Annotated in this window: 15 protein-coding genes and 1 pseudogene; 10 read left to right on the top strand and 6 right to left on the bottom strand. The window is 67.3% G+C overall.

What is annotated here, in order from left to right:
• Window positions 1-116 precede the first annotated feature (116 nt).
• On the bottom strand, window positions 117-1,151 hold the full coding sequence (locus tag AC2EBS_RS04605; RefSeq protein WP_484727187.1) for a 6-phosphofructokinase: 1,035 nt from the start codon (window positions 1,149-1,151) through the stop codon (window positions 117-119).
• Between the two features lie 147 nt (window positions 1,152-1,298).
• On the opposite strand from AC2EBS_RS04605, the gene AC2EBS_RS04600 reads away from it, so the two are divergent.
• Window positions 1,299-1,700 (top strand): response regulator, encoded by a 402-nt coding sequence (locus AC2EBS_RS04600; RefSeq protein ID WP_484727563.1) that lies wholly within the window; start codon window positions 1,299-1,301, stop codon window positions 1,698-1,700.
• A 15-nt stretch (window positions 1,701-1,715) separates the two neighbouring features.
• Here AC2EBS_RS04600 and AC2EBS_RS04595 read toward each other — a convergent pair whose 3' ends face one another.
• Window positions 1,716-3,767 (bottom strand): M3 family metallopeptidase, encoded by a 2,052-nt coding sequence (locus tag AC2EBS_RS04595; RefSeq protein WP_484727186.1) that lies wholly within the window; start codon window positions 3,765-3,767, stop codon window positions 1,716-1,718.
• Window positions 3,768-3,898: 131 nt separating this feature from the next.
• The gene (locus AC2EBS_RS04590; RefSeq protein WP_484727185.1) at window positions 3,899-4,552 is read right to left on the bottom strand and encodes a hypothetical protein; all 654 of its coding nucleotides are present in this window, start codon (window positions 4,550-4,552) and stop codon (window positions 3,899-3,901) included.
• A 207-nt stretch (window positions 4,553-4,759) separates the two neighbouring features.
• Here AC2EBS_RS04590 and AC2EBS_RS04585 point away from each other — a divergent pair, with 207 nt between their 5' ends.
• The 4 genes and pseudogenes from AC2EBS_RS04585 (at window position 4,760) to AC2EBS_RS04570 (ending at window position 8,376) form a co-directional block, all read left to right on the top strand.
• Window positions 4,760-5,326: a YaeQ family protein gene (locus AC2EBS_RS04585; RefSeq protein ID WP_484727184.1), complete on the top strand. Its 567-nt coding sequence runs from the start codon at window positions 4,760-4,762 to the stop codon at window positions 5,324-5,326.
• A 117-nt stretch (window positions 5,327-5,443) separates the two neighbouring features.
• Window positions 5,444-7,519 carry a prolyl oligopeptidase family serine peptidase gene (locus tag AC2EBS_RS04580; protein WP_484727562.1) on the top strand — a complete coding sequence of 692 codons (2,076 nt, stop codon included), beginning with the start codon at window positions 5,444-5,446 and terminating at the stop codon, window positions 7,517-7,519.
• A gap of 11 nt (window positions 7,520-7,530) precedes the next feature.
• Window positions 7,531-7,779: pseudogene (locus tag AC2EBS_RS04575) on the top strand (GNAT family N-acetyltransferase); the annotation flags it as partial.
• A gap of 9 nt (window positions 7,780-7,788) precedes the next feature.
• A complete protein-coding gene (locus tag AC2EBS_RS04570; protein WP_484727561.1) occupies window positions 7,789-8,376 on the top strand; it encodes a DUF924 family protein in 588 nt (195 codons plus the stop codon).
• Here AC2EBS_RS04570 and AC2EBS_RS04565 read toward each other — a convergent pair.
• The gene (locus AC2EBS_RS04565) at window positions 8,365-9,297 is read right to left on the bottom strand and encodes a LysR family transcriptional regulator (RefSeq protein ID WP_484727183.1); all 933 of its coding nucleotides are present in this window, start codon (window positions 9,295-9,297) and stop codon (window positions 8,365-8,367) included. The two genes, AC2EBS_RS04570 and AC2EBS_RS04565, sit on opposite strands and share 12 nt — an antisense overlap.
• 107 nt (window positions 9,298-9,404) lie before the next feature.
• Here AC2EBS_RS04565 and mdlC point away from each other — a divergent pair, with 107 nt between their 5' ends.
• Both mdlC and AC2EBS_RS04555 read left to right on the top strand, forming a co-directional pair.
• Window positions 9,405-11,006, top strand: a complete 1,602-nt coding sequence (gene mdlC, locus AC2EBS_RS04560; protein ID WP_484727182.1) for a benzoylformate decarboxylase — start codon at window positions 9,405-9,407, stop codon at window positions 11,004-11,006.
• Window positions 11,007-11,168: 162 nt separating this feature from the next.
• Window positions 11,169-12,215: a TRAP transporter substrate-binding protein gene (locus AC2EBS_RS04555; RefSeq protein ID WP_484727181.1), complete on the top strand. Its 1,047-nt coding sequence runs from the start codon at window positions 11,169-11,171 to the stop codon at window positions 12,213-12,215.
• Between the two features lie 87 nt (window positions 12,216-12,302).
• Here the strand turns inward: AC2EBS_RS04555 and AC2EBS_RS04550 are convergent, their stop codons facing one another.
• Window positions 12,303-14,006 (bottom strand): long-chain fatty acid--CoA ligase, encoded by a 1,704-nt coding sequence (locus AC2EBS_RS04550; RefSeq protein ID WP_484727180.1) that lies wholly within the window; start codon window positions 14,004-14,006, stop codon window positions 12,303-12,305.
• 303 nt (window positions 14,007-14,309) lie between these two features.
• Here AC2EBS_RS04550 and argG point away from each other — a divergent pair, with 303 nt between their 5' ends.
• Window positions 14,310-15,647, top strand: a complete 1,338-nt coding sequence (argG, locus tag AC2EBS_RS04545; protein WP_484727179.1) for an argininosuccinate synthase — start codon at window positions 14,310-14,312, stop codon at window positions 15,645-15,647.
• A gap of 84 nt (window positions 15,648-15,731) precedes the next feature.
• On the opposite strand, the gene murB is transcribed toward argG, so the two are convergent.
• Window positions 15,732-16,760, bottom strand: coding sequence for a UDP-N-acetylmuramate dehydrogenase (gene murB / locus AC2EBS_RS04540; protein ID WP_484727560.1), 1,029 nt, complete (start codon window positions 16,758-16,760; stop codon window positions 15,732-15,734).
• Window positions 16,761-16,874: 114 nt separating this feature from the next.
• Here murB and AC2EBS_RS04535 point away from each other — a divergent pair, with 114 nt between their 5' ends.
• Window positions 16,875-17,369 (top strand): YajQ family cyclic di-GMP-binding protein, encoded by a 495-nt coding sequence (locus AC2EBS_RS04535; protein ID WP_484727178.1) that lies wholly within the window; start codon window positions 16,875-16,877, stop codon window positions 17,367-17,369.
• A gap of 10 nt (window positions 17,370-17,379) precedes the next feature.
• Window positions 17,380-18,036 carry a retropepsin-like aspartic protease family protein gene (locus tag AC2EBS_RS04530; RefSeq protein WP_484727177.1) on the top strand — a complete coding sequence of 219 codons (657 nt, stop codon included), beginning with the start codon at window positions 17,380-17,382 and terminating at the stop codon, window positions 18,034-18,036.
• Window positions 18,037-18,107: the final 71 nt, after the last annotated feature.

The following is an 18,107-nucleotide window of genomic DNA, read 5'->3' as shown; positions in this document are numbered from 1 at the left end:
AACACCTGGCATGTACGCAGTGTGCTCGGGGCAAACCCCAGGTCCAAGGTGACTGCGACGAACAGCAGCGGCAGCGCGATGATCTGCGCCTGAACGCGATGAGCCGGATGCCGGGCTCAGGCCAGCACGCCCAGGCTGCGCGCAGCGAGCAGCAGTTCGTCGTCCTGCGGCACCAAGCGGCTGCGCCCGGCGATCTCGGCCAGCGGGACCGCGACGCAGCGCGCCGACTGCAACGCGACCATATGGTCGAAGCGCTTGTCCAGCACCAGGCGCGCGGCCTGCACGCCGAAACGCGTGGCCAGCGCGCGGTCATAGGCGGTCGGCGAACCGCCACGCTGCAAATGACCCAACAGCGTGAAGCGCGGATCGGCATCCCGCTCCAGGCGCTGCGCCAGCGCGTCCATCAGGCGTTGGCCGATGCTGGGGCCGCCCTTGGCTTCGGGCAGCTCGGCGATGCGCGCGCCTTCTGCGACGCAGACCAGCGCATAGCCCTGCTCGGCGCGCCGGCGCGCGCACAGCGCAGCCAGCGCTTCGACGCTGCTGGGCAGCTCGGGCAGGACGATCGCGTCGGCCCCGCCGGCCACGCCGCCTTCCAGCGCGATCCAGCCGGCGTGCCGGCCCATGGTCTCCAGCACCATCACCCGGCCATGGCTGTGCGCGGTGGTGCGCAGGCGCTGCAGCGCATCGGCGACAACGGCCACCGCGCTGTCGAAGCCGAAGCTGCGCTCGTTGTGCATCAGGTCGTTGTCTATGGTCTTGGGCACGCCAACCACCGGCACGCCCAGACGCACGAAACGCTCGGCGATGGTCATCGTGCCGTCGCCGCCCACCGCGACCAGCACGTCGATGCCATGGCGCTGCAAGCAGTCCAGCGCCTGGCGCGAGCAGTCGCCGCCGCCAGCGGCGAAATAGGCAAAGGGATCGGCCTTGTTGTGGCTGCCCAGCAGCGTGCCGCCCTCTGCGATCACGCCGCGCACGCTGGCAGCGTCAAGGGGCTGGATGCGGTCTTCCAACAGGCCCAGAAAGCCTTGGCGGATGCCGCTAACGCGCATCGTCGCGCCACCGGCTTCAGCCAGTGCCAGCGTGACGCTGCGAATCACCGCGTTGAGTCCGGGGCAATCGCCCCCGCCCGTCAGAATGCCGATGTGCATGCTTGTCCTTCGTTCATGGGGCCATCCTGCCATCGGGGGCTGACAGGCTCAAGTCCGGGTACGAAGTAGCCGTTAGACTGCATGCTGATCATTTCGCGCCACTGGCGCCCTCGGCCCGTAGCCGCCTCTGGAGTGCTTGCCTTGTCCGTGCCATCGCCCGTGCCATCACCGCTGGCCGCCAACCTGCTCTACATCGAGGACAACCCCGTCAATCGTCTCGTCGTCGAGGAACTGCTGTCAGGCCGTCCCGAGTTCGAGCTGGAATGCGCCGAAGATGGCAGTGGCGGCGTGGCGCGGGCCATCGCGCTCAGGCCCAGGCTGATCCTGCTGGACATGAATTTGCCGGATTGCGACGGCTACGAGGTGATGCGCCGTCTGCAGGCCGAGCCATCGACCGCGGGCATTCCAGTGATCGCACTTTCGGCCGAAGCATCGGCCGAAGACAGCCGGCGCGCGCTGGCCGCCGGCTTCACTGCCTACTGGACCAAGCCTATCGACTTCGGCCAATTCCTCGCCGGGCTGGCGGAGTACTTTCCGCCAGCCGGCTGAAGGCGTGCCGCGCGTTCAGGCCGGCAGCAGGCCGCGTCCGCGCAGCATCGGCTCGACCACCGCATCGCGGCCGCGGAAGGCACGATAGGCCTCGCGCGGCTCGCGGCTGTTGCCCACCGACAGCACATGGGTCAGCAGCCGCGACGAGACCTCCGGGTCGAAGGGATTGCCTGCCTCGACGAAGGCCTCGTAGCCGTCCGCGTCCAGCACCTCGGCCCACATATAGACGTAGTAGCCGGCGGCATAGCCGCTGCTGCTGAACAGGTGCTGGAAGTGCGCCAGGCGGTGGTTCATGCCGCAGGCCGGCGGAAGCCCGTAGGCGGCCATGGTCTGCGCCTCGAAGGCGCTGATGTCCGGGCCTTGCGCGTCGGTCAGCGAATGTGCGGCCATGTCCACCAGCGCGCTGGCGGTGTAGCGCACCGTCTCGTAGCCCTGGTTGAACAGCTCGGCCGCCTTCAGCTTGGCCAGCAGGCTGTCGGGGATGGGCTCGCCGCTCTTGTAGTGGCGCGCGTGCTTCTTCAGCACTGCCGGCTCGCTCATCCAGTGCTCGAAGATCTGCGAAGGTAGTTCGACGAAGTCGCGCAGCACCTGGGTGCCGGAGAGGCGCTCGAACTCCACGTCCGATAGCAGGCCGTGCAGCCCGTGGCCGAACTCGTGGAACAGCGTGCGCACGTCGTCGAAGGACAGCAGCGTCGGCTCGCCCGGCGCGCCCTTGGCGAAGTTGTTGTTGTTCAGGATGATGGGCTGCGCATCGATCCCGTTACGCGCCTGCCAGCGCAGTGCGTTCATCCAGGCGCCGCTGCGCTTGGTGGCGCGGGCGAAGTTGTCGTGCAGAAAGAGGCCTCGTGCGCGGCCGTCGCGGCCCTGCACCTCGTAGACCTTGACGTCCGGGTGGTAGGCGCGCACCTCGGGCTTGGCGACAAAGCGCAGGCCGAAGAGCTCGCCCGCGCAGTCGAACAGCGCCTGCACCATTGCGTCCAGCGGAAAGTACGGCTTGACCTCGGCTTCCTCGAGGTCATAGCGCGCCTTGCGCACCTTCTCGGCGTAGTAGCGCCAGTCCCAGGGTTGCAACTCGATGCGCTCGCCGCGCGACGCCATCAGGCCGAGCAGCGCCTGGCGCTCGGCTTCTGCCGCTGCCTTGGCCGGCTCCCAGACCTGCTTGAGCAGGCCCAGCACCGCGTCGCGGCTGCCGGCCATGGTGTCGGCCAACGCATAGTCGGCGTAGCAGGCGTAGCCGTGCAGGCGCGCCTGTTCGTTGCGCAGCGTGAGGATCTCGCGCGCCACGCCGCGGTTGTCGGTGGCGCCCTCGTTCTCGCCGCGGCCCACCCAGGCCTTGTAGGCCTGTTCGCGCAGGTCGCGCCGCTCGGAGAAGGTCAGGAAAGGCACGATCAGCGAGCGCGACAGCGTGATGCAGTAGCAGCCCTCGTCCAGCTTGCGCTCCAGCGCCGCCTGGCGTGCCGCAGCGCGAACGAAGTCGGGCAGGCCGGCCAGCTCCTCCTCGCTGCGCAGCAGCAGCTGGAAGCCGCTCTCGTCGGCCAGCACGTTCTGCGCGAACTGCGTGTTCAGCTCGGCCAGACGCTCGACCACCTGCGCGTAGCGCTGTTGCGCCGCGCCTTCCAGCTTGGCTCCGGCGCGCACGAAATCCAGGTGGATGCGCTCGAGCAGGCGGAGCTGCTCGGCGCTGAGGTCCAGGCGCTCGCGCTCGGCATACAACACATCGATGCGCTGAAACAGCGCCGCGTTCATGTAGATCGCATTGCCATGCGCCGCCAGCGGCGCGGCCAGCGCCCGTTGCGCGGCCTGCAGTTCGGGTGAGGTGTGTGAGGCGGCCAGCGTGTAGAACAGGTGCTCCAGCCGCGTCAGCAGCCGGCCGCTGCGGTCGAAGGCGGCGACGGTATTGGCAAAGCTTGGCGCTTCGGCCTGCTGGGCGATCGCGTCCAGCTCGGCACGATGCTCGGCGAGCGCTGCTTCGAAGGCCGGCGCGAAATGCCGGGCATCGATGCGCTCGAAAGGCGGCAAGCCGTAGGGCTCGCCATGCCAGTCCTGCAGCAGGGGGTTGTCGCTCATGCTCATGGTGATTGCGTGTGCGGCCGGCGGATGCGCACGCAAGGCTGGGCCGGCCCGGGGTTGCGGTGGCGGGATTGTGGCGCGCTGCGCGATGCCCGCAGATGCAGCGCGGGCATGCGTCTGGGCGAGGCTTACTTCAGGCCGAGCTCCTTGCGCACGGCCAGCTCATCGGCCTCGTCATAGGACTTGTTGGCGCAATTGGCCTTCCAGTCGTCCACGCTGTCCAGATGATCCTCGGTGCGCTTGCGCAGCGACTCGGCGCTCTTGTTGTGCGCCTCGATCTTGACATCGAAGGCCTTGCCATCGGCGTCGAACTGGCGCTTGGCGTTGTTGAACGCATCGATGCGCTGGTCCAGCGCGGTGGCGCGGGCCTGGTAGTCGGCCGCGGCCTTGGTGGCAGCCTCCTTCTCCATCTTGGGAATCTCGACCTTCAGCGTCTCGTTGAGCTTCAGCAGCTCGTCGCGGTCCTGCTTGAGCTGGCTGGCGTCGGCACTCAGGCCCTTGCCGCGGTTCTCCATCTCGGCGCGGCTGGCGAGCAGATCGCTGCGCTCCTGGTTGAAGGCGGCTTGCGCCGTCTTGATCTCGGCAGCGTCCTTGTTGTTGGTCTCGAGTTGGACCAGGCATGCCCGCAGCTCGTCGCGGCTCATCAGCTTCTGCTTGGGCTTGACCTCGACAGGCTTGCTGACCTTGTTGTTCTTCGGGTCGACCTTGGCGGCGGGGTTGACGGTCTGGGCCAGCGCGGGAAGCGCGGCGGCCAGCAGCAGGCTCAAAAGAATGCGGTTCATAGGCGGAGCGGACTCGGTAGAGCTGGACTCGGGATACGGCGCGGTGAACGCCGCCTGGAAACGGATGGACAAAAAGCACCGGCGCCCCGTGGCGCCGAAGCCGCATCATGCCACGCAGGCGGCGGCGTCGCTCTTCGGGCCCGCCCGGGGTTCGCGCGGATAATCGCCCGCTTTGCCAGCCCAACGCCCCCGCGCGACACCCCTGCCATGGCGCTCAAAGCCACCATCTACAAGGCCCTGCTCAACGTTGCCGACATGGACCGCCATGTCTACGGCGAGCTCAACCTGACCATCGCCTGCCACCCCTCCGAAACTGAGGAGCGCATGATGGTGCGCGTGCTCGCGATGGCGCTGTTGATGCCGGCCGACGATCTGCGCGGCAAGCTGGAGTTCAGCAAGGGTCTGTCGGATGTCGACGAGCCCGACCTCTGGCAGATCGATCTCAACGGCGACATCATCCAGTGGGTGGACTTGGGTCAGCCCGACGAGCGCCGCATCATGAAGGCCCATGGCCGGGCCGAGCGCGTCACCGTGATCAGCTATGCCTCCAGCACGCCGGTCTGGTGGGCCGGCATCCAGGGCAAGCTGACGCGGGCGCCCAAGCTGACCGTGCTGCAGATCCCGGCCGAGCAGTCGCAGGCGCTGGCCGCACTGGCGGCGCGCAGCATGCAGCTGCAGATCAGCATCCAGGACGGTGCGATCTATGTGTCGGCCGGCGAGCGCTCGGTGGAGATTGCTCCGGTGGTGCTGAAGTCCCCCGAAGACGGTCGTTAGCCCCGGTGCACGGCAGGGCGAGGTTTTTTCGCCGAAGATCGCGGCATGGAAAAGACGACCAAGCACCCGATCCTGAGGCTGCTCGCCTCGCTCACCCTGCTGCTGCTGCCCCTGGCCATGACCACTGCACAAGCTGCCGACACAAGCACTCCCGACGATCCCTATCTCTGGCTCGAAGACGTCCAGGGCGACAAGGCGCTGGCCTGGGTGCGCGAGCGCAATGCGCTGACGCTGAAAGCCCTGCAGCGCCAGCCCGAGTTCGGCCAGCTGCGCGGCCAACTGCTCGAGGTGCTGAACGCCCGCGACCGCATCCCGCAGATCAGCCGGCGCGGCGACTACGTCTACAACCTCTGGCAGGACGAGCAGCACAAGCGCGGCCTGTGGCGCCGCACTACGCTGGCCGAATATGCCAAGCCGGCACCGGCCTGGGAGACTGTGCTGGACCTCGATGCGCTGGGCGCGCTCGAGGGCGAGAGCTGGGTGTTCGCCGGTGCCAGCTGCCTGGCGCCGGCCTACCGGCACTGCCTGCTGTCGCTGTCGCGCGGCGGCGCGGACGCCAGCGTGGTGCGCGAATTCGATCTGGTCGCCAAGCGCTTCGTGCCGCCTTCTGAAGGCGGTTTCATGCTGCGCGAGGCGAAGAGCCAGGTCGAGTGGATCGACAAGGACAGCATCTACGTCGGCACGGACTTCGGCCCCGGCTCGCTGACCGATTCGGGCTATCCGCGCGTGATCAAGCGCTGGAAGCGCGGCACGCCGCTGGACAGCGCCGAGACCGTGTTCGAGGGCGAGGCCAAGGACGTGGCCGCGTCGGTGTCGGTGGACAAGGCGCGCGGCTTCGAGCGCACCGTGTTCAGCCGCGCGCTGGACTTCTACAACGCGCGCTACTGGCTGCAGCAGAGCGATGGCAAGCTGCTGGCGCTGGACCTGCCCACCGATGTGCAGCCGCAGTTCTGGGGCCCGCGCCTGCTGCTGTCGCTGCGCAAGGACTGGACGACGGGCGGCGCCACGCACAAGGCCGGCAGCCTGCTGATCACCGATGCGAACGCCTTTCTGAAGGGCGAGCGTCGCTTCCAGACCCTGTTCGCGCCGACCGCGACTCGCTCGCTGACCGGCTATGCGCTGACCCGCCAGCATCTGCTGCTCAACATCAGCGAAAAGGTTGCCAGCCGGCTGGAGGAATGGGACTTCGGCGGCGCCGAGCCGCGTCGGCGCGAGGTGCAGGCGCCCTTCCCCGGCACGCTGGGCGTGGCCAGCCTGCACGACGACAGCCTGGCCAGCGATGCACTGGCCGATCGCTATCTGCTGAACTACACCGACTTCCTCACGCCCGACACGCTCTACCTGGCGCGTGCCGGCAGCGATGCGCGCGAGGCGCTGAAGTCGCGCCAGCCGCTGTTCGACGCCAAGGGCATGCGCGCCGAGCAGCTCTTTGCCAAGAGCGCCGACGGCACCGAGGTGCCCTACTTCGTGATCTGGCCGGCCGGCGCCAAGGCCGATGGCAAGAACCCGACGCTGCTCTACGGCTACGGCGGCTTCGAGGTCTCGCTGCAGCCCTGGTATTCGGGCGGTTTCGGCCGCGCCTGGTACCGCCGCGGCGGCGTGCTGGTGCTGGCCAATATCCGCGGCGGCGGCGAATTCGGCCCGGCCTGGCACCAGGCCGCGCTGCGCGAGAACAAGCAGAATAGCTATGACGACTTCATCGCGGTGGCCGAGGACATCATCCGCCGCGGCATCAGCGCGCCGCAGCACCTGGGCATCATGGGCGGCAGCAATGGCGGCTTGCTGGTTGGCGCCACGGTGACGCAGCGGCCCGAGCTGTTCAATGCGGTGGTCTGCCAGGTACCGCTGCTGGACATGCGCCGTTACCACAAGCTGCTGGCTGGCGCCTCGTGGATGGCCGAGTACGGCGACCCCGACAAGGCCGAGGACTGGGCCTTCATCTCGCGCTACAGCCCCTACCAGAACGTCCGCAAGGACCAGCGCTATCCCAAGCTGCTGTTCACCACCTCGACGCGCGACGACCGCGTGCATCCCGGCCATGCCCGCAAGATGGCGGCGCGCATGCTGGAGCAAGGCCACGACTTGTTCTACTACGAGAACATCGAAGGCGGCCACGGCGGTGCGGCCGACAACGAGCAGCGTGCGACGCTGCAGGCGCTGGAGTACAGCTATCTTTGGCTGCAGCTGAAGTGAGGCCCTAGCCGATGAACATCCTTCACGACCCGCAGCGCCAGTGCTTCGAGGCCTTCGTCGAGGGCCATCGCTGCGAGCTGGACTATCAGCGCGACGACGAACGGCTGCTGATCACGCATACCGGTACCGCGCCGGCCTTGCGCGGCCGCGGGCTGGCCGGCGAATTGGTCGAGCACGCGCTGCAATGGCTGGCGCCGCAGGGCCTGCAGCTGCAGCCGCTGTGCAGCTATGTGCGCGTGCATGTCGAGCGCCACCAGCGCTGGCAGCGGCTGCTCGCGCCGGCCCCGGCGCAGCAGGTGCTGAACTTCTGGTTCGGCGCGCTCGGCAGCGCCAGCGACGGCGAGCAGCGCGCCGAGTGGTTCCGCAAGGACGAGGCCTTCGATGCGCAGGTCCGCGAGAGCTTCGGCGCGCTGATCGAGCAGGCGCTCGCTGGCGGCCTGCGCGACTGGGATCGCGAGCCCTATGGAGCGCTCGCGCGCCTGGTGCTGCTGGACCAGTTCCCGCGCAATGTCTTCCGTGGCACGGCGCGCGCCTTTGCAGGCGACGAACTGGCGCGCGAAGCGGCATTAGCGCTGATCGAGCGCGGCGGCGACCGCGCGCTGAGCACGGTGCAGCGCGTCTTCGTCTATCTGCCGCTGGAGCATGCCGAGGACATGGCGCTGCAGCAGCGCAGCGTCGAGTTGTTCGAAGCGCTGGCTACGGAAGATGCCCGGCTGGAGAGCACCGCCGACTATGCGCGGCGGCACCGCGAGGTCATCGCGCGCTACGGCCGCTTCCCGCACCGCAATGCCGCGCTGGGTCGCACCAGCACGGCCGACGAACAGGCGTATCTGGCCCAGCCGGGCTCAGGCTTCTAGGCGCCCGCTGCGCTGATCCGGCGCCTGGAAGATCTCCAGCAGCAGCTCGCGCATCCAGCGCAGCATGGGCTCGTGCTCGTGCCGGCGGCTCCAGTGCAGCGAAACCTTGAAGTCGCGCAGCGGCAAGCCTGGCTCGATGCTGCGGAAGCGCTCGCGCGGTTCGAAGCTTTGAGCGATCTCGTAGGGCATCAGCACCGCCAGATCCGAGCTGCGCACGATAGCGGGCAAGGCCAGGAAGTTCGAAGCCACCAGGCGCACGCGCTGCTCCAGCCGCAGCAGCTGCAGGATGCGCAAGGTCTCGGCATGGCTGCGCACCGCGATGAAATCCAGCTCTGCAAGTCGCTCTGCCTTCAGCTGGCCGCGCTTCATGCCGGCCAGCGCCGGATGGCCCTCGCGCAGCAGCAGCACATAGCGGTCGCTGAGCAGCTCCACCTGTGCGGTGTCGGCCACCTGGGGCAGGAAGCCGATCGCGAAATGCAGCCGGCCCTGGTCCAGCGCCGCCGCAATCTCGCCTTGCGCCAAAGCGCGAGCCTGCACCTGCATGCGGGGGGCGCGCTCGCGCAACACGGCCATCAGTCGCGGCAGGAAACGCGCCTCGCCGATATCGGTGAGATGCAGGCGCAGCTCGGCGCTCGAAGTGGCGGGATCGAACTCGCTGCCCTCGCTGAGCCCCTGCTCCAGCAGCGCCAGCCCCGCCTGCACCGACTGCGCCAGCCGCTCGGCGCGCGGCGTGGGCTTCACACCGCCGGGCGCGCGCTCGAACAGCGGATCCCGCAGCGCCAGGCGCAGTCTCGTGAGCGCCTGGCTCGTGGCCGGCTGCGACAGGCCCAGCTGCTCGGCTGCGCGGCTGATGCTGCGCGTGCGATGGATCGCGTCGAACAGACGAAGCAGGTTCAGGTCCAGCGTGTCGATATTCGCCATGTCAATTCTGCTTAGTAGGCTCATATTATTGATTGATGAGCCCGCGGCGCCGAGACTGCGCAGGCGGCGGCGTCGACCTGCCGCGCCGTACCCACTGCCTGCCGTCCATGAGCTCTGACCAGAACCACAAGCCCACAGTCCGCGAAGCCGTCATCCAGTGGATGCGCGATGTGGGCATAGACACCGTCTTCGGCAACCCCGGTTCCACCGAGCTGCCGATGTTCCGCGACTATCCAGAGGACTTCCGCTACATCCTCGGCCTGCAGGAGTCGGTGGTGGTCGGCATGGCCGACGGCTATGCCCAGGCCACGCGCAATGCGGCGATGGTGAACCTGCATTCAGCGGCAGGCGTCGGCCACGCGATGGGCAATATCTTCACCGCCTGCAAGAACCAGACGCCGCTGATCGTCACCGCCGGCCAGCAGGCGCGCTCCATCCTGCCCTTCGACCCCTTCCTGTTTTCGGCCCAGGCCACCGAGCTGCCCAAGCCCTATGTGAAGTGGTCCATCGAGCCGGCACGCGGCGAGGACCTGCCGCTGGCGCTGGCTCGGGCCTACCGTATCGCGATGCAGCCGCCCTGCGGGCCGGTGTTCGTGTCGATCCCGGCCGACGACTGGGACAAGACAAGCGAATGGGTCAGCGAGCGCGAGGTCAGCCGCGCGATCGCACCCGACCCAGCCATGATCGCGCGGGCCGCTGCGGCGCTGAATGCGGCGCAGCGCCCGGCCTTCGTGGTCGGCGGCGGTGTCGACCGCGACGGCGCGGTGGATCAGCTGGTGGCGCTGGCCGAGAAGCATTCGGCGGCGGTCTACACCGGCCCGATGGTGCCGCGCTGCGGCTTCCCCGAGCGTCACCGTCTGTTCCGAGGCTTCCTGCCGGCGATGCGCGAGCGCATCGTCGCGCAGCTCGCCGGCCACGACCTGATCGTCGTGCTGGGCGCGCCGGCCTTCACCTACCACGTCGAGGGCTTCGGCCCGCATCTGCCGGCGGGCGCGAAGCTGATCCAGATCGTCGACGACCCGCAGCAGGCGGCCTGGACGCCGGTCGGTGACAGCATCCTCGCCAGCCTGCATCTGGCCACCGCCGCGTTGCTCGCTGCCAGCGCCCCGGTCGCACGCGAGCTGCCGGCACCGCGCCCGGTGCCGCCGCGCGCCGAACCCAGCCTGCCGATGAGCACCGCCTTCGCGCTGCAGACGCTGGACGAGGTGCGCCGCGCCGACGACATCGTCGTCGAAGAAGCGCCCGGCGCGCGCGGCACCATGCAGAGCTATCTGCCGATGGACGGCGCCGACAGCTTCTACACCATGGCCAGCGGCGGCCTGGGCTGGGGCGTGCCGGCGACCGTGGGCATGGCGCTGGGTCGCCAGCGCCTGGGAAAGAAGGGTCGCACCATCGGCCTGATCGGCGACGGCTCCAGTCTCTATTCGATCCAGGGGCTCTACAGCGCGGCACAGCTCAAGCTGCCAATCACCTTCGTGATCCTCAACAACCGGCGCTATGCGGCGCTGCAGGACTTCGCCCCGGTGTTCGGCTACGCGCCCGGCGTCAAGCCGGCCGGCACCGAGCTGCCCGATCTGGACTTCGTCAAGTTCGCCGAAGCCCAGGGCATGAAGGGCCGCCGCGTCGAGCAGGCCGGGGAGCTGGCCGCGGCGCTGGCCGAAGGGCTGCAGGCTGAGGGCCCGGTGCTGATCGAGGTGGTGGTGGTCTGATGGCCTGCACCGCACTGTCCGTTGGCCGAGGCGAGGCCGAATTACAACGGCCGTGAGCGCACACGATTGCGCCCGGGGGGCCTGCGCCAGAATCGCGGCGAGACATTCTGTCGGCCAAACATAGGCCCGACGCCTTTTCAAATTCACACTGAGGAGACAAGCATGATGAAGAAGAACATTCTTGCGCTGGCAAGCGTGGCACTGGCCAGCCTGCTGGCAGCCGGCAACGCCGCAGCGCAGCAGATCGTCCTGCGCCTGCACCACCCCCTGCCCTCGACCTCCAGTGCTCAGGTCAAGCTGATCCAGCCCTGGTGCGACAAGATCAACAAGGAGTCGGGCGACCGGCTGAAGTGCCAGATCTACCCGGCGATGCAGCTGGGCGGCACGCCAGCACAGTTGTTCGATCAGCTGCGTGATGGTGTCGTCGACATGATCTGGACCATCCCGACCTACGCTTCGGGCCGCTTCACCAAGACCGAGGTCTTCGAGCTGCCCTGGATGGCAACCACATCCAAGGCTGGCAGCCAGGCGCTGTGGACGTTCGTAGACAGGTTCGCCCAGGATGAGTTCCGCGGCGTGAAGCGCATCTTCATGCATGTGCACGATGGCGCGCTGTTCCACTTCACCAGCAAGCAGCCCAAGACCCTGGAAGACTTGAAGGGTCTGAAGATCCGCGCCGCCACGCGGGCCAATTCGCGCATGCTGGCAGCTCTTGGCGCCACGCCGGTGCAGATGCCGCTGCCGGCGGTGCCGGAAGCCTTGTCCAAGGGCGTGGTCGACGGTGCGGCAATTCCCTGGGAGGCTTCGCCGGCGGTCAAGCTCGGCGAGATCACCAAGTACCACCTCGACGTGCCCGCGGGTTCGCCGCGCATCTCCAATGCCATCTTCATGATGGGCATCAACCCGGCCAAGTACGAAAGCCTGCCTGCCGATCTGAAGAAGGTGATCGACAACAACAGTGGACTGGCCGTCTCGGCCTGGGCGGGCGAGACCGGCTTCGATGCGGTGGTCGAGGGCTACAAGAAAGCGGCGCGCGATGCCGGGGGCGTGTTCTACAACCTGCCGGACGCCGAGTACCAGCGCTGGGTGAAGGCCACCGACGGCGTCGACGACGAGTGGATGAAGGATGTCGCCAACAAGGGCGCGGATGGCAAGAAGCTGATCGAAGAAGCGCGCGCGCTGATCAAGCAGTATTCGTCGACGAAGTAAGTCCTTCAGGCTCGGCGGCGCGAAGCCGCACGCTTCGCCGCCAGACAGGGCCACATCGGGTGGCCCTGTTGTATTTGCGCCGCCGGCCTAGGACTGCTCTTTCTGCTCGCGCTCCTGCAACTGGCGCCACATCACCTTGCCCGAGCCGGACTTGGGCAAGCTGTCGGCGAATTCGACGATGCGAGGCACCTTGTAGGCCGCCATATGCTCGCGCGACCAGGCGATGATGTCGTCGGCGGTGACGCCTTCGCAGCCGCTGCGCTTCACAACGATGGCCTTCACCGTCTCGCCGCGATAGGCGTCCCTGGCTGCGATCACGCAGGCCTCCTGCACCGCCGGGTGCTTGTAGAGCATCAGCTCGACCTCGGACGGCCAGACCTTGTAGCCGCTGGCATTGATCATGCGCTTCAAGCGATCGGTGATGAAGAAGTAGCCCTCCTCGTCCATGCGACCCAAGTCGCCGGTGCGGAAGAATCGCTTGCCGTCGATCTCGATGAAGGCCGCTGCGGTAGCTTCCGGCGCACGCCAGTAGCCCTTGAAGACCATGGGGCCGTGGGAGACGATCTCGCCGACTTCGCCGGGCGGCTGTTCCTTGCCGGTGTCGGGATCGACGACGCGCGAGTCGACACCGAAGATCGGGATGCCCAGACATTGCAGCTTGGCGTACTCGGGCGGATTCGCGTGCGTGGGGGCGGCGGTCTCGGTCAGACCATAGCCTTCGCAGAAGGTCAGACCGAACTCGCGCTGCAACCGCTCCGCCACCGCCTGCGGCATCGCCGCGCCGCCACCGCTGAGGTAGCGCAGACTCGACAGGTCGAAGCTCGCATAGTTGGGGCTGCCGAACAGGTCGATGATCATCGTCGGGATGCAGGTCCAGTGCGTGACCTGGAAACGGCTGATCAGCTGACCGGCCAGTTCGCGATCCCAGCGCGGCATGATGACCAGCGTCATGCCGTAGTACACAGGCCCGAGCACGCCGTAAACCATGCCCGTGATGTGGAACATAGGCACCACCGCCAGGCCGACCGACTCGGCCGAGGCGTAGCCCCACTGGCCGCCGCCGCAGGCGTTGCTCATCAGCGTGGCATTGGTGTGCATGCAGCCCTTGGGCAGGCCCGTGGTGCCCGAGGTGTAAGGCAGCAGCGCCAGATCGTCGGCCACGGCCGTATGGGCCGCGGGCCGGTGCCCCGCTTGCAGTGCATCCGTCCAGCGCACCGCGTCGGGAGGCAGCGCCGGGTCGGCCTGCAGCCAGGTGCGCATCGCCTCCGGCATGCCGGCGAGGTCCGGCGTGTCGCCGATGGCATCGGCATAGCGGGTCACCAGCAGCGCCTTGATGCGGCGCTCGGCTGGCAGCGTGGCATTGGCCGCCTCAACGATGCTGGCGAGATCGGCGCTGCAGATGACCACCTTGGTTTCGGGGTCGGTGATGTAGTGGCCGAACTCGTCGGCCTTGTTCATCGGATTGACCGGCACCACGACTGCGTCGGCGCGATTGATCGCGTAGAAGGACACCAGGAACTGCGGACAGTTCTGCATGAACACTGCCACGCGATCGCCTTTGCCCACACCCTGGGCCTGCAGCCAGCCGGCCAGCGCCTCAGCCTGGGCCGCTAGTGCGGCATAACTGAGCTTGCCGCCGCAGTAGTGCAGCGCCGTCTTGTCGGGGAAACGCCGCGCAGCAACCTCGAGGTTGAACCACAAGGAGGTCTGCGGAATGGCCAGCTCCAAAGGCAGGCGCTTGGGCCAATGGCTGCGCTGCGGCTTGACGGTGGCGGCTGGTGCTTGTCTCACGTTCTCGTCTCCTGTTCGTTCTGCTCTTGTCGTGCTCACTGATGCGTCCGCTGTGACTGCCATCGATGCGCTGGCGCTGGGCGCGCAGCTACTGCCGAGATGGGCGGATTCTGTGGCTCGAGCGGCTCCGACGCCTGTCTCTGGAGCGACAGTCCTTGCCTTTGCGCAGCGGTGCAGCGGCAGCTCGCGGAGGAGCCAGTCGGTTTTGACGGAAAATGCAGCGTTTGCCGCGCCTTGGCGGCAATGCGTCCTGACCCGCTGCACCCCGGGCCGTGCCGGCCCGACGAACCCATCCCCAAGCCCATGTCTACGATTCTTCAGCACATTCCCGCCGGCCAGAAGGTCGGCATCGCGTTCTCCGGCGGCCTGGACACCAGCGCCGCGCTGCACTGGATGCGTCTGAAGGGGGCCATTCCCTACGCCTACACCGCCAACCTGGGCCAGCCTGACGAGCCGGACTACGACGCGATCCCGCGCAAGGCCATGGAGTACGGCGCCGAGAAGGCCGTGCTGGTGGACTGCCGTTCACAGCTGGTGCATGAGGGCATCGCCGCGCTGCAGGCCGGCGCCTTCCACATCAGTACCGCCGGCGTGACCTACTTCAACACCACGCCGATCGGCCGTGCCGTCACCGGCACCATGCTGGTGGCCGCGATGAAGGAAGACGACGTCAACATCTGGGGCGACGGCTCGACCTTCAAGGGCAACGACATCGAGCGTTTCTACCGCTACGGCCTGCTGACCAACCCAGCGCTGAAGATCTACAAGCCCTGGCTGGACCAGACCTTCATCGACGAGCTGGGCGGCCGCGCCGAGATGTCGGCCTTCATGACCAAGGCCGGCTTCGGCTACAAGATGTCGGCCGAGAAGGCCTACTCCACCGACTCCAACCTGCTGGGCGCCACCCACGAGGCCAAGGACCTGGAGCACCTGAACAGCGGCATCCGCATCGTCAACCCGATCATGGGCGTGGCCTTCTGGCGCGAGGACGTGCAGGTCAAGGCTGAAGAGGTCACCGTGCGCTTCGAGGAAGGCATGCCGGTGGCGCTCAACGGCGTCGAGTACAGTGACCCGGTGGAGCTGATGCTGGAAGCCAACCGCATCGGCGGCCGTCACGGCCTGGGCATGAGCGACCAGATCGAGAACCGCATCATCGAGGCCAAGAGCCGCGGCATCTACGAGGCCCCGGGCATGGCCCTGCTGCACATCGCCTACGAGCGCCTGGTCACCGGTATCCACAACGAGGACACCATCGAGCAGTACCGCATCAACGGCCTGAAGCTGGGCCGCCTGCTCTACCAGGGCCGCTGGTTCGACCCGCAGGCCATCATGCTGCGCGAGACCGCGCAGCGCTGGGTGGCGCGTGCCGTCACCGGCGAGGTGGCGATCGAGCTTCGCCGCGGCAACGACTACTCGCTGCTGGACACGCGCAGCCCCAACCTGACCTATGCGCCGGAGCGCCTGTCGATGGAGAAGGTCGAGGACGCGCCCTTCTCGCCGGCCGACCGCATCGGCCAGCTGACGATGCGCAACCTCGACATCGTCGACACCCGCGCCAAGCTGGCCACCTACACGCAAGCCGGACTGCTGACGGCGGGCTCAGGCGTGCCGGTGCCGCAGATCAAGCACGAGAAGAAGTAAGCATCGTCAGGCCGCCAGCAGCGGCCCGATGTCTGCCATGCCCCGCGGCGCAAGCCCCGGGGCATTGTTCTTTACAGGCGCGGTTTAGACGACCACCGGCTCCGGCTCGAGCCGGATGCCGAAACGGCCGTACACGCTCTCCTGGATGGCACGTGCGAGCGTGACGACCTCGGCGCCGCGGGCATCGCCGCGGTTGACCAGCACCAGGGCCTGCTTCTCGTAGACTGCAGCGCCGCCTACGGTCTTGCCCTTCCAGCCACAAGCGTCGATCAGCCAGCCGGCGGCCAGCTTCACCGTGCCGTCGGGCATCGGGTAATGCACGATGCCGGGGTCGCGGCCGATGATGTCGCGGCACTGCTCGGCACTGACCACCGGGTTCTTGAAGAAGCTGCCGGCATTGCCGATCACAGCCGGATCCGGCAGCTTGGCGCGGCGGATCTCGCAGACCCAGTCGAAGATCTGCCGTGCCGTCGGCGCGGTGATGCCGGTCTGCTCGATCTTGCGCTGCAGGTCCAGGTAGCCCAGCTCAGGCTTCCAGGGCTTGGGGCAGCGCAGGCGCACGCGGGTGATCACGGTCTTGCCGGCCAGTCCGCCGAAGCCTTCGTGCTTGAACACGCTGTCGCGATAGCCGAGGCGACAGGCCGAGGCGGGCAGATGCGCGGCGCGGCCGGTGATCAGATCGACGGCGATCACGCTGTCCAGCCGGTCCTTCACCTCCACACCGTAAGCGCCGATGTTCTGCACCGGGGCGGCGCCGACCGTCCCGGGGATCAGCGCCAGGTTCTCCAGCCCCGGGTAGCCCTGCTCGATGGTCCAGGCGACCAGCTCGTGCCAGCCCACGCCGGCGCCGGCCTCGATGATCCAGGCGTCGTCGCGCTCTTCGAGCAGATGGATGCCGGGGATCTCCACCTTCAGCACCACCGCTTCGACATCCTTGGTCAGCACGATATTGCTGCCGCCGCCGAGCACGAACTTCTGTGCGCGGCCCAATTCAGGATGATCGACGACACGGCGCACATCGGCCTCGCTGCGGATGCGCACCAGCCGCTCGGCCAGGGCCGGCAAGCCGAAGGTGTTGAACGGCTTGAGGTTGACGCCGTGTTCGATCCGCAGCGCCTGAGGCACTACTTCGTCGGGGGGATTGGCTGCGGAAGGGAGCATGGCAGAATTTTCCCAGATCACACGTGGCAACTTCGCCCATTCTTAGAAAAGCACTGACAGAACAATATGCCCAGCATCGATACCGTCCTCGAACCCAATATGGTCAAGATCAAGAATGGCGTTGACAACGCCATCAAGGAGATTGGCACGCGCTTCGACTTCAAGGGCACCAGCGCCCAGGTCGAATTGAAGGAGAAGGACAAGAAGATCGAGTCCATCGGGGACAGCGATTTCCAGATCGAGCAGATCGAGCAGGTGCTCTACGGCAAGCTCACCAAGCAGGACGTCACGATCAATTTCCTGGAGAAGGCCGACAAGCTCGAGAAATTGGGCGGCGACAAGGTCAAGCAGAGCTACAAGATCAAGGACGGCATCGAGGCCGACCTCGCCAAGAAGATCAGCGCCGCCGTCAAGAACAGCAAGATCAAGGTCCAGGCCTCCTACCAGGACGGCAAGGTCCGGCTCACCGGCAAGAGCATCGATGACATCCAACTCACCATGGCCCTGATCCGCAAGGAATTCGCGGACGTGCCGCTGAGCTTCGACAATCAGCGGGCCTGAGCGGCTGGCGATGCAGACCGCGCGCGCGCTTGTCCTCTCCGCCAGTTGCGCCGCGCTGCTGCTGGCGCCGGCCTGGGCGCAGAACGTCAGTTTCAACGGCAGCCTGGGCAGCCAGGCGGCACTGCTGCTGATCGATGGCGAGGCGCGCACCGTGCGCGTCGGTCAGACCGTGCAAGGCGTGAAACTGCTGGAGCTGGAGGACGGTCGAGCCGTCGTCGAGGTCGATGGCCGTCGCATGCAACTGGCCCTGGGCGCCTCGCCCGGGCGCATCGGTGCCGGCAGCGACGCCGCTGGCAAGGCCCGCAAGATCGTGCTCAGCTCAGGCCAGGGAGGACACTTCACCACCGCCGGCAGCATCAACGGACGCACGACGCAGTTCCTCGTCGATACGGGCGCCACGACAGTGGCCATCGCCCAGGCCGAGGCTGAGCGCCTGGGCCTGCGCTTTCGCGACGGGCAGCGCGTGATGACGCATACCGCCAACGGCACTGTTCCAGCCCACCGTTTGCTGCTCGACAGTGTGCGAATCGGCGAACTCGACGTTCGCAACGTGGACGCGATCGTCGTGCCTGGCCAGATGGGCTTCGTGCTGCTTGGCAACAGCTTTCTGTCGCGCTTCCAGATGCGCCGGGAGAACGATCTGATGACGCTGGAGTTGCGCTACTAGCAGGGGCAGCCCTGCGAGCGCAGGCGCGAGGCTGCATTAATGCACGGCAGCGCCAGTCCGCCCCCCTCGAC

The sequence above is a fragment of the Roseateles sp. T103 genome (assembly GCF_057219915.1).
Note: the sequence above shows the minus strand (reverse complement) of the source record. Positions and strands in the feature narration are given on the sequence as shown.

Coding starts and splice junctions, on each gene's coding strand:
- AC2EBS_RS04565 (WP_484727183.1), bottom strand. CDS start 9,297: ATGGCGAATATCGACACGCTGGACCTGAACCTGCTTCGTCTGTTCGAC.
- AC2EBS_RS04605 (WP_484727187.1), bottom strand. CDS start 1,151: ATGCACATCGGCATTCTGACGGGCGGGGGCGATTGCCCCGGACTCAAC.
- AC2EBS_RS04530 (WP_484727177.1), top strand. CDS start 17,380: ATGCAGACCGCGCGCGCGCTTGTCCTCTCCGCCAGTTGCGCCGCGCTG.
- argG (WP_484727179.1), top strand. CDS start 14,310: ATGTCTACGATTCTTCAGCACATTCCCGCCGGCCAGAAGGTCGGCATC.
- AC2EBS_RS04590 (WP_484727185.1), bottom strand. CDS start 4,552: ATGAACCGCATTCTTTTGAGCCTGCTGCTGGCCGCCGCGCTTCCCGCG.
- AC2EBS_RS04535 (WP_484727178.1), top strand. CDS start 16,875: ATGCCCAGCATCGATACCGTCCTCGAACCCAATATGGTCAAGATCAAG.
- AC2EBS_RS04585 (WP_484727184.1), top strand. CDS start 4,760: ATGGCGCTCAAAGCCACCATCTACAAGGCCCTGCTCAACGTTGCCGAC.
- mdlC (WP_484727182.1), top strand. CDS start 9,405: ATGAGCTCTGACCAGAACCACAAGCCCACAGTCCGCGAAGCCGTCATC.
- AC2EBS_RS04580 (WP_484727562.1), top strand. CDS start 5,444: ATGACCACTGCACAAGCTGCCGACACAAGCACTCCCGACGATCCCTAT.
- AC2EBS_RS04555 (WP_484727181.1), top strand. CDS start 11,169: ATGATGAAGAAGAACATTCTTGCGCTGGCAAGCGTGGCACTGGCCAGC.
- AC2EBS_RS04595 (WP_484727186.1), bottom strand. CDS start 3,767: ATGAGCGACAACCCCCTGCTGCAGGACTGGCATGGCGAGCCCTACGGC.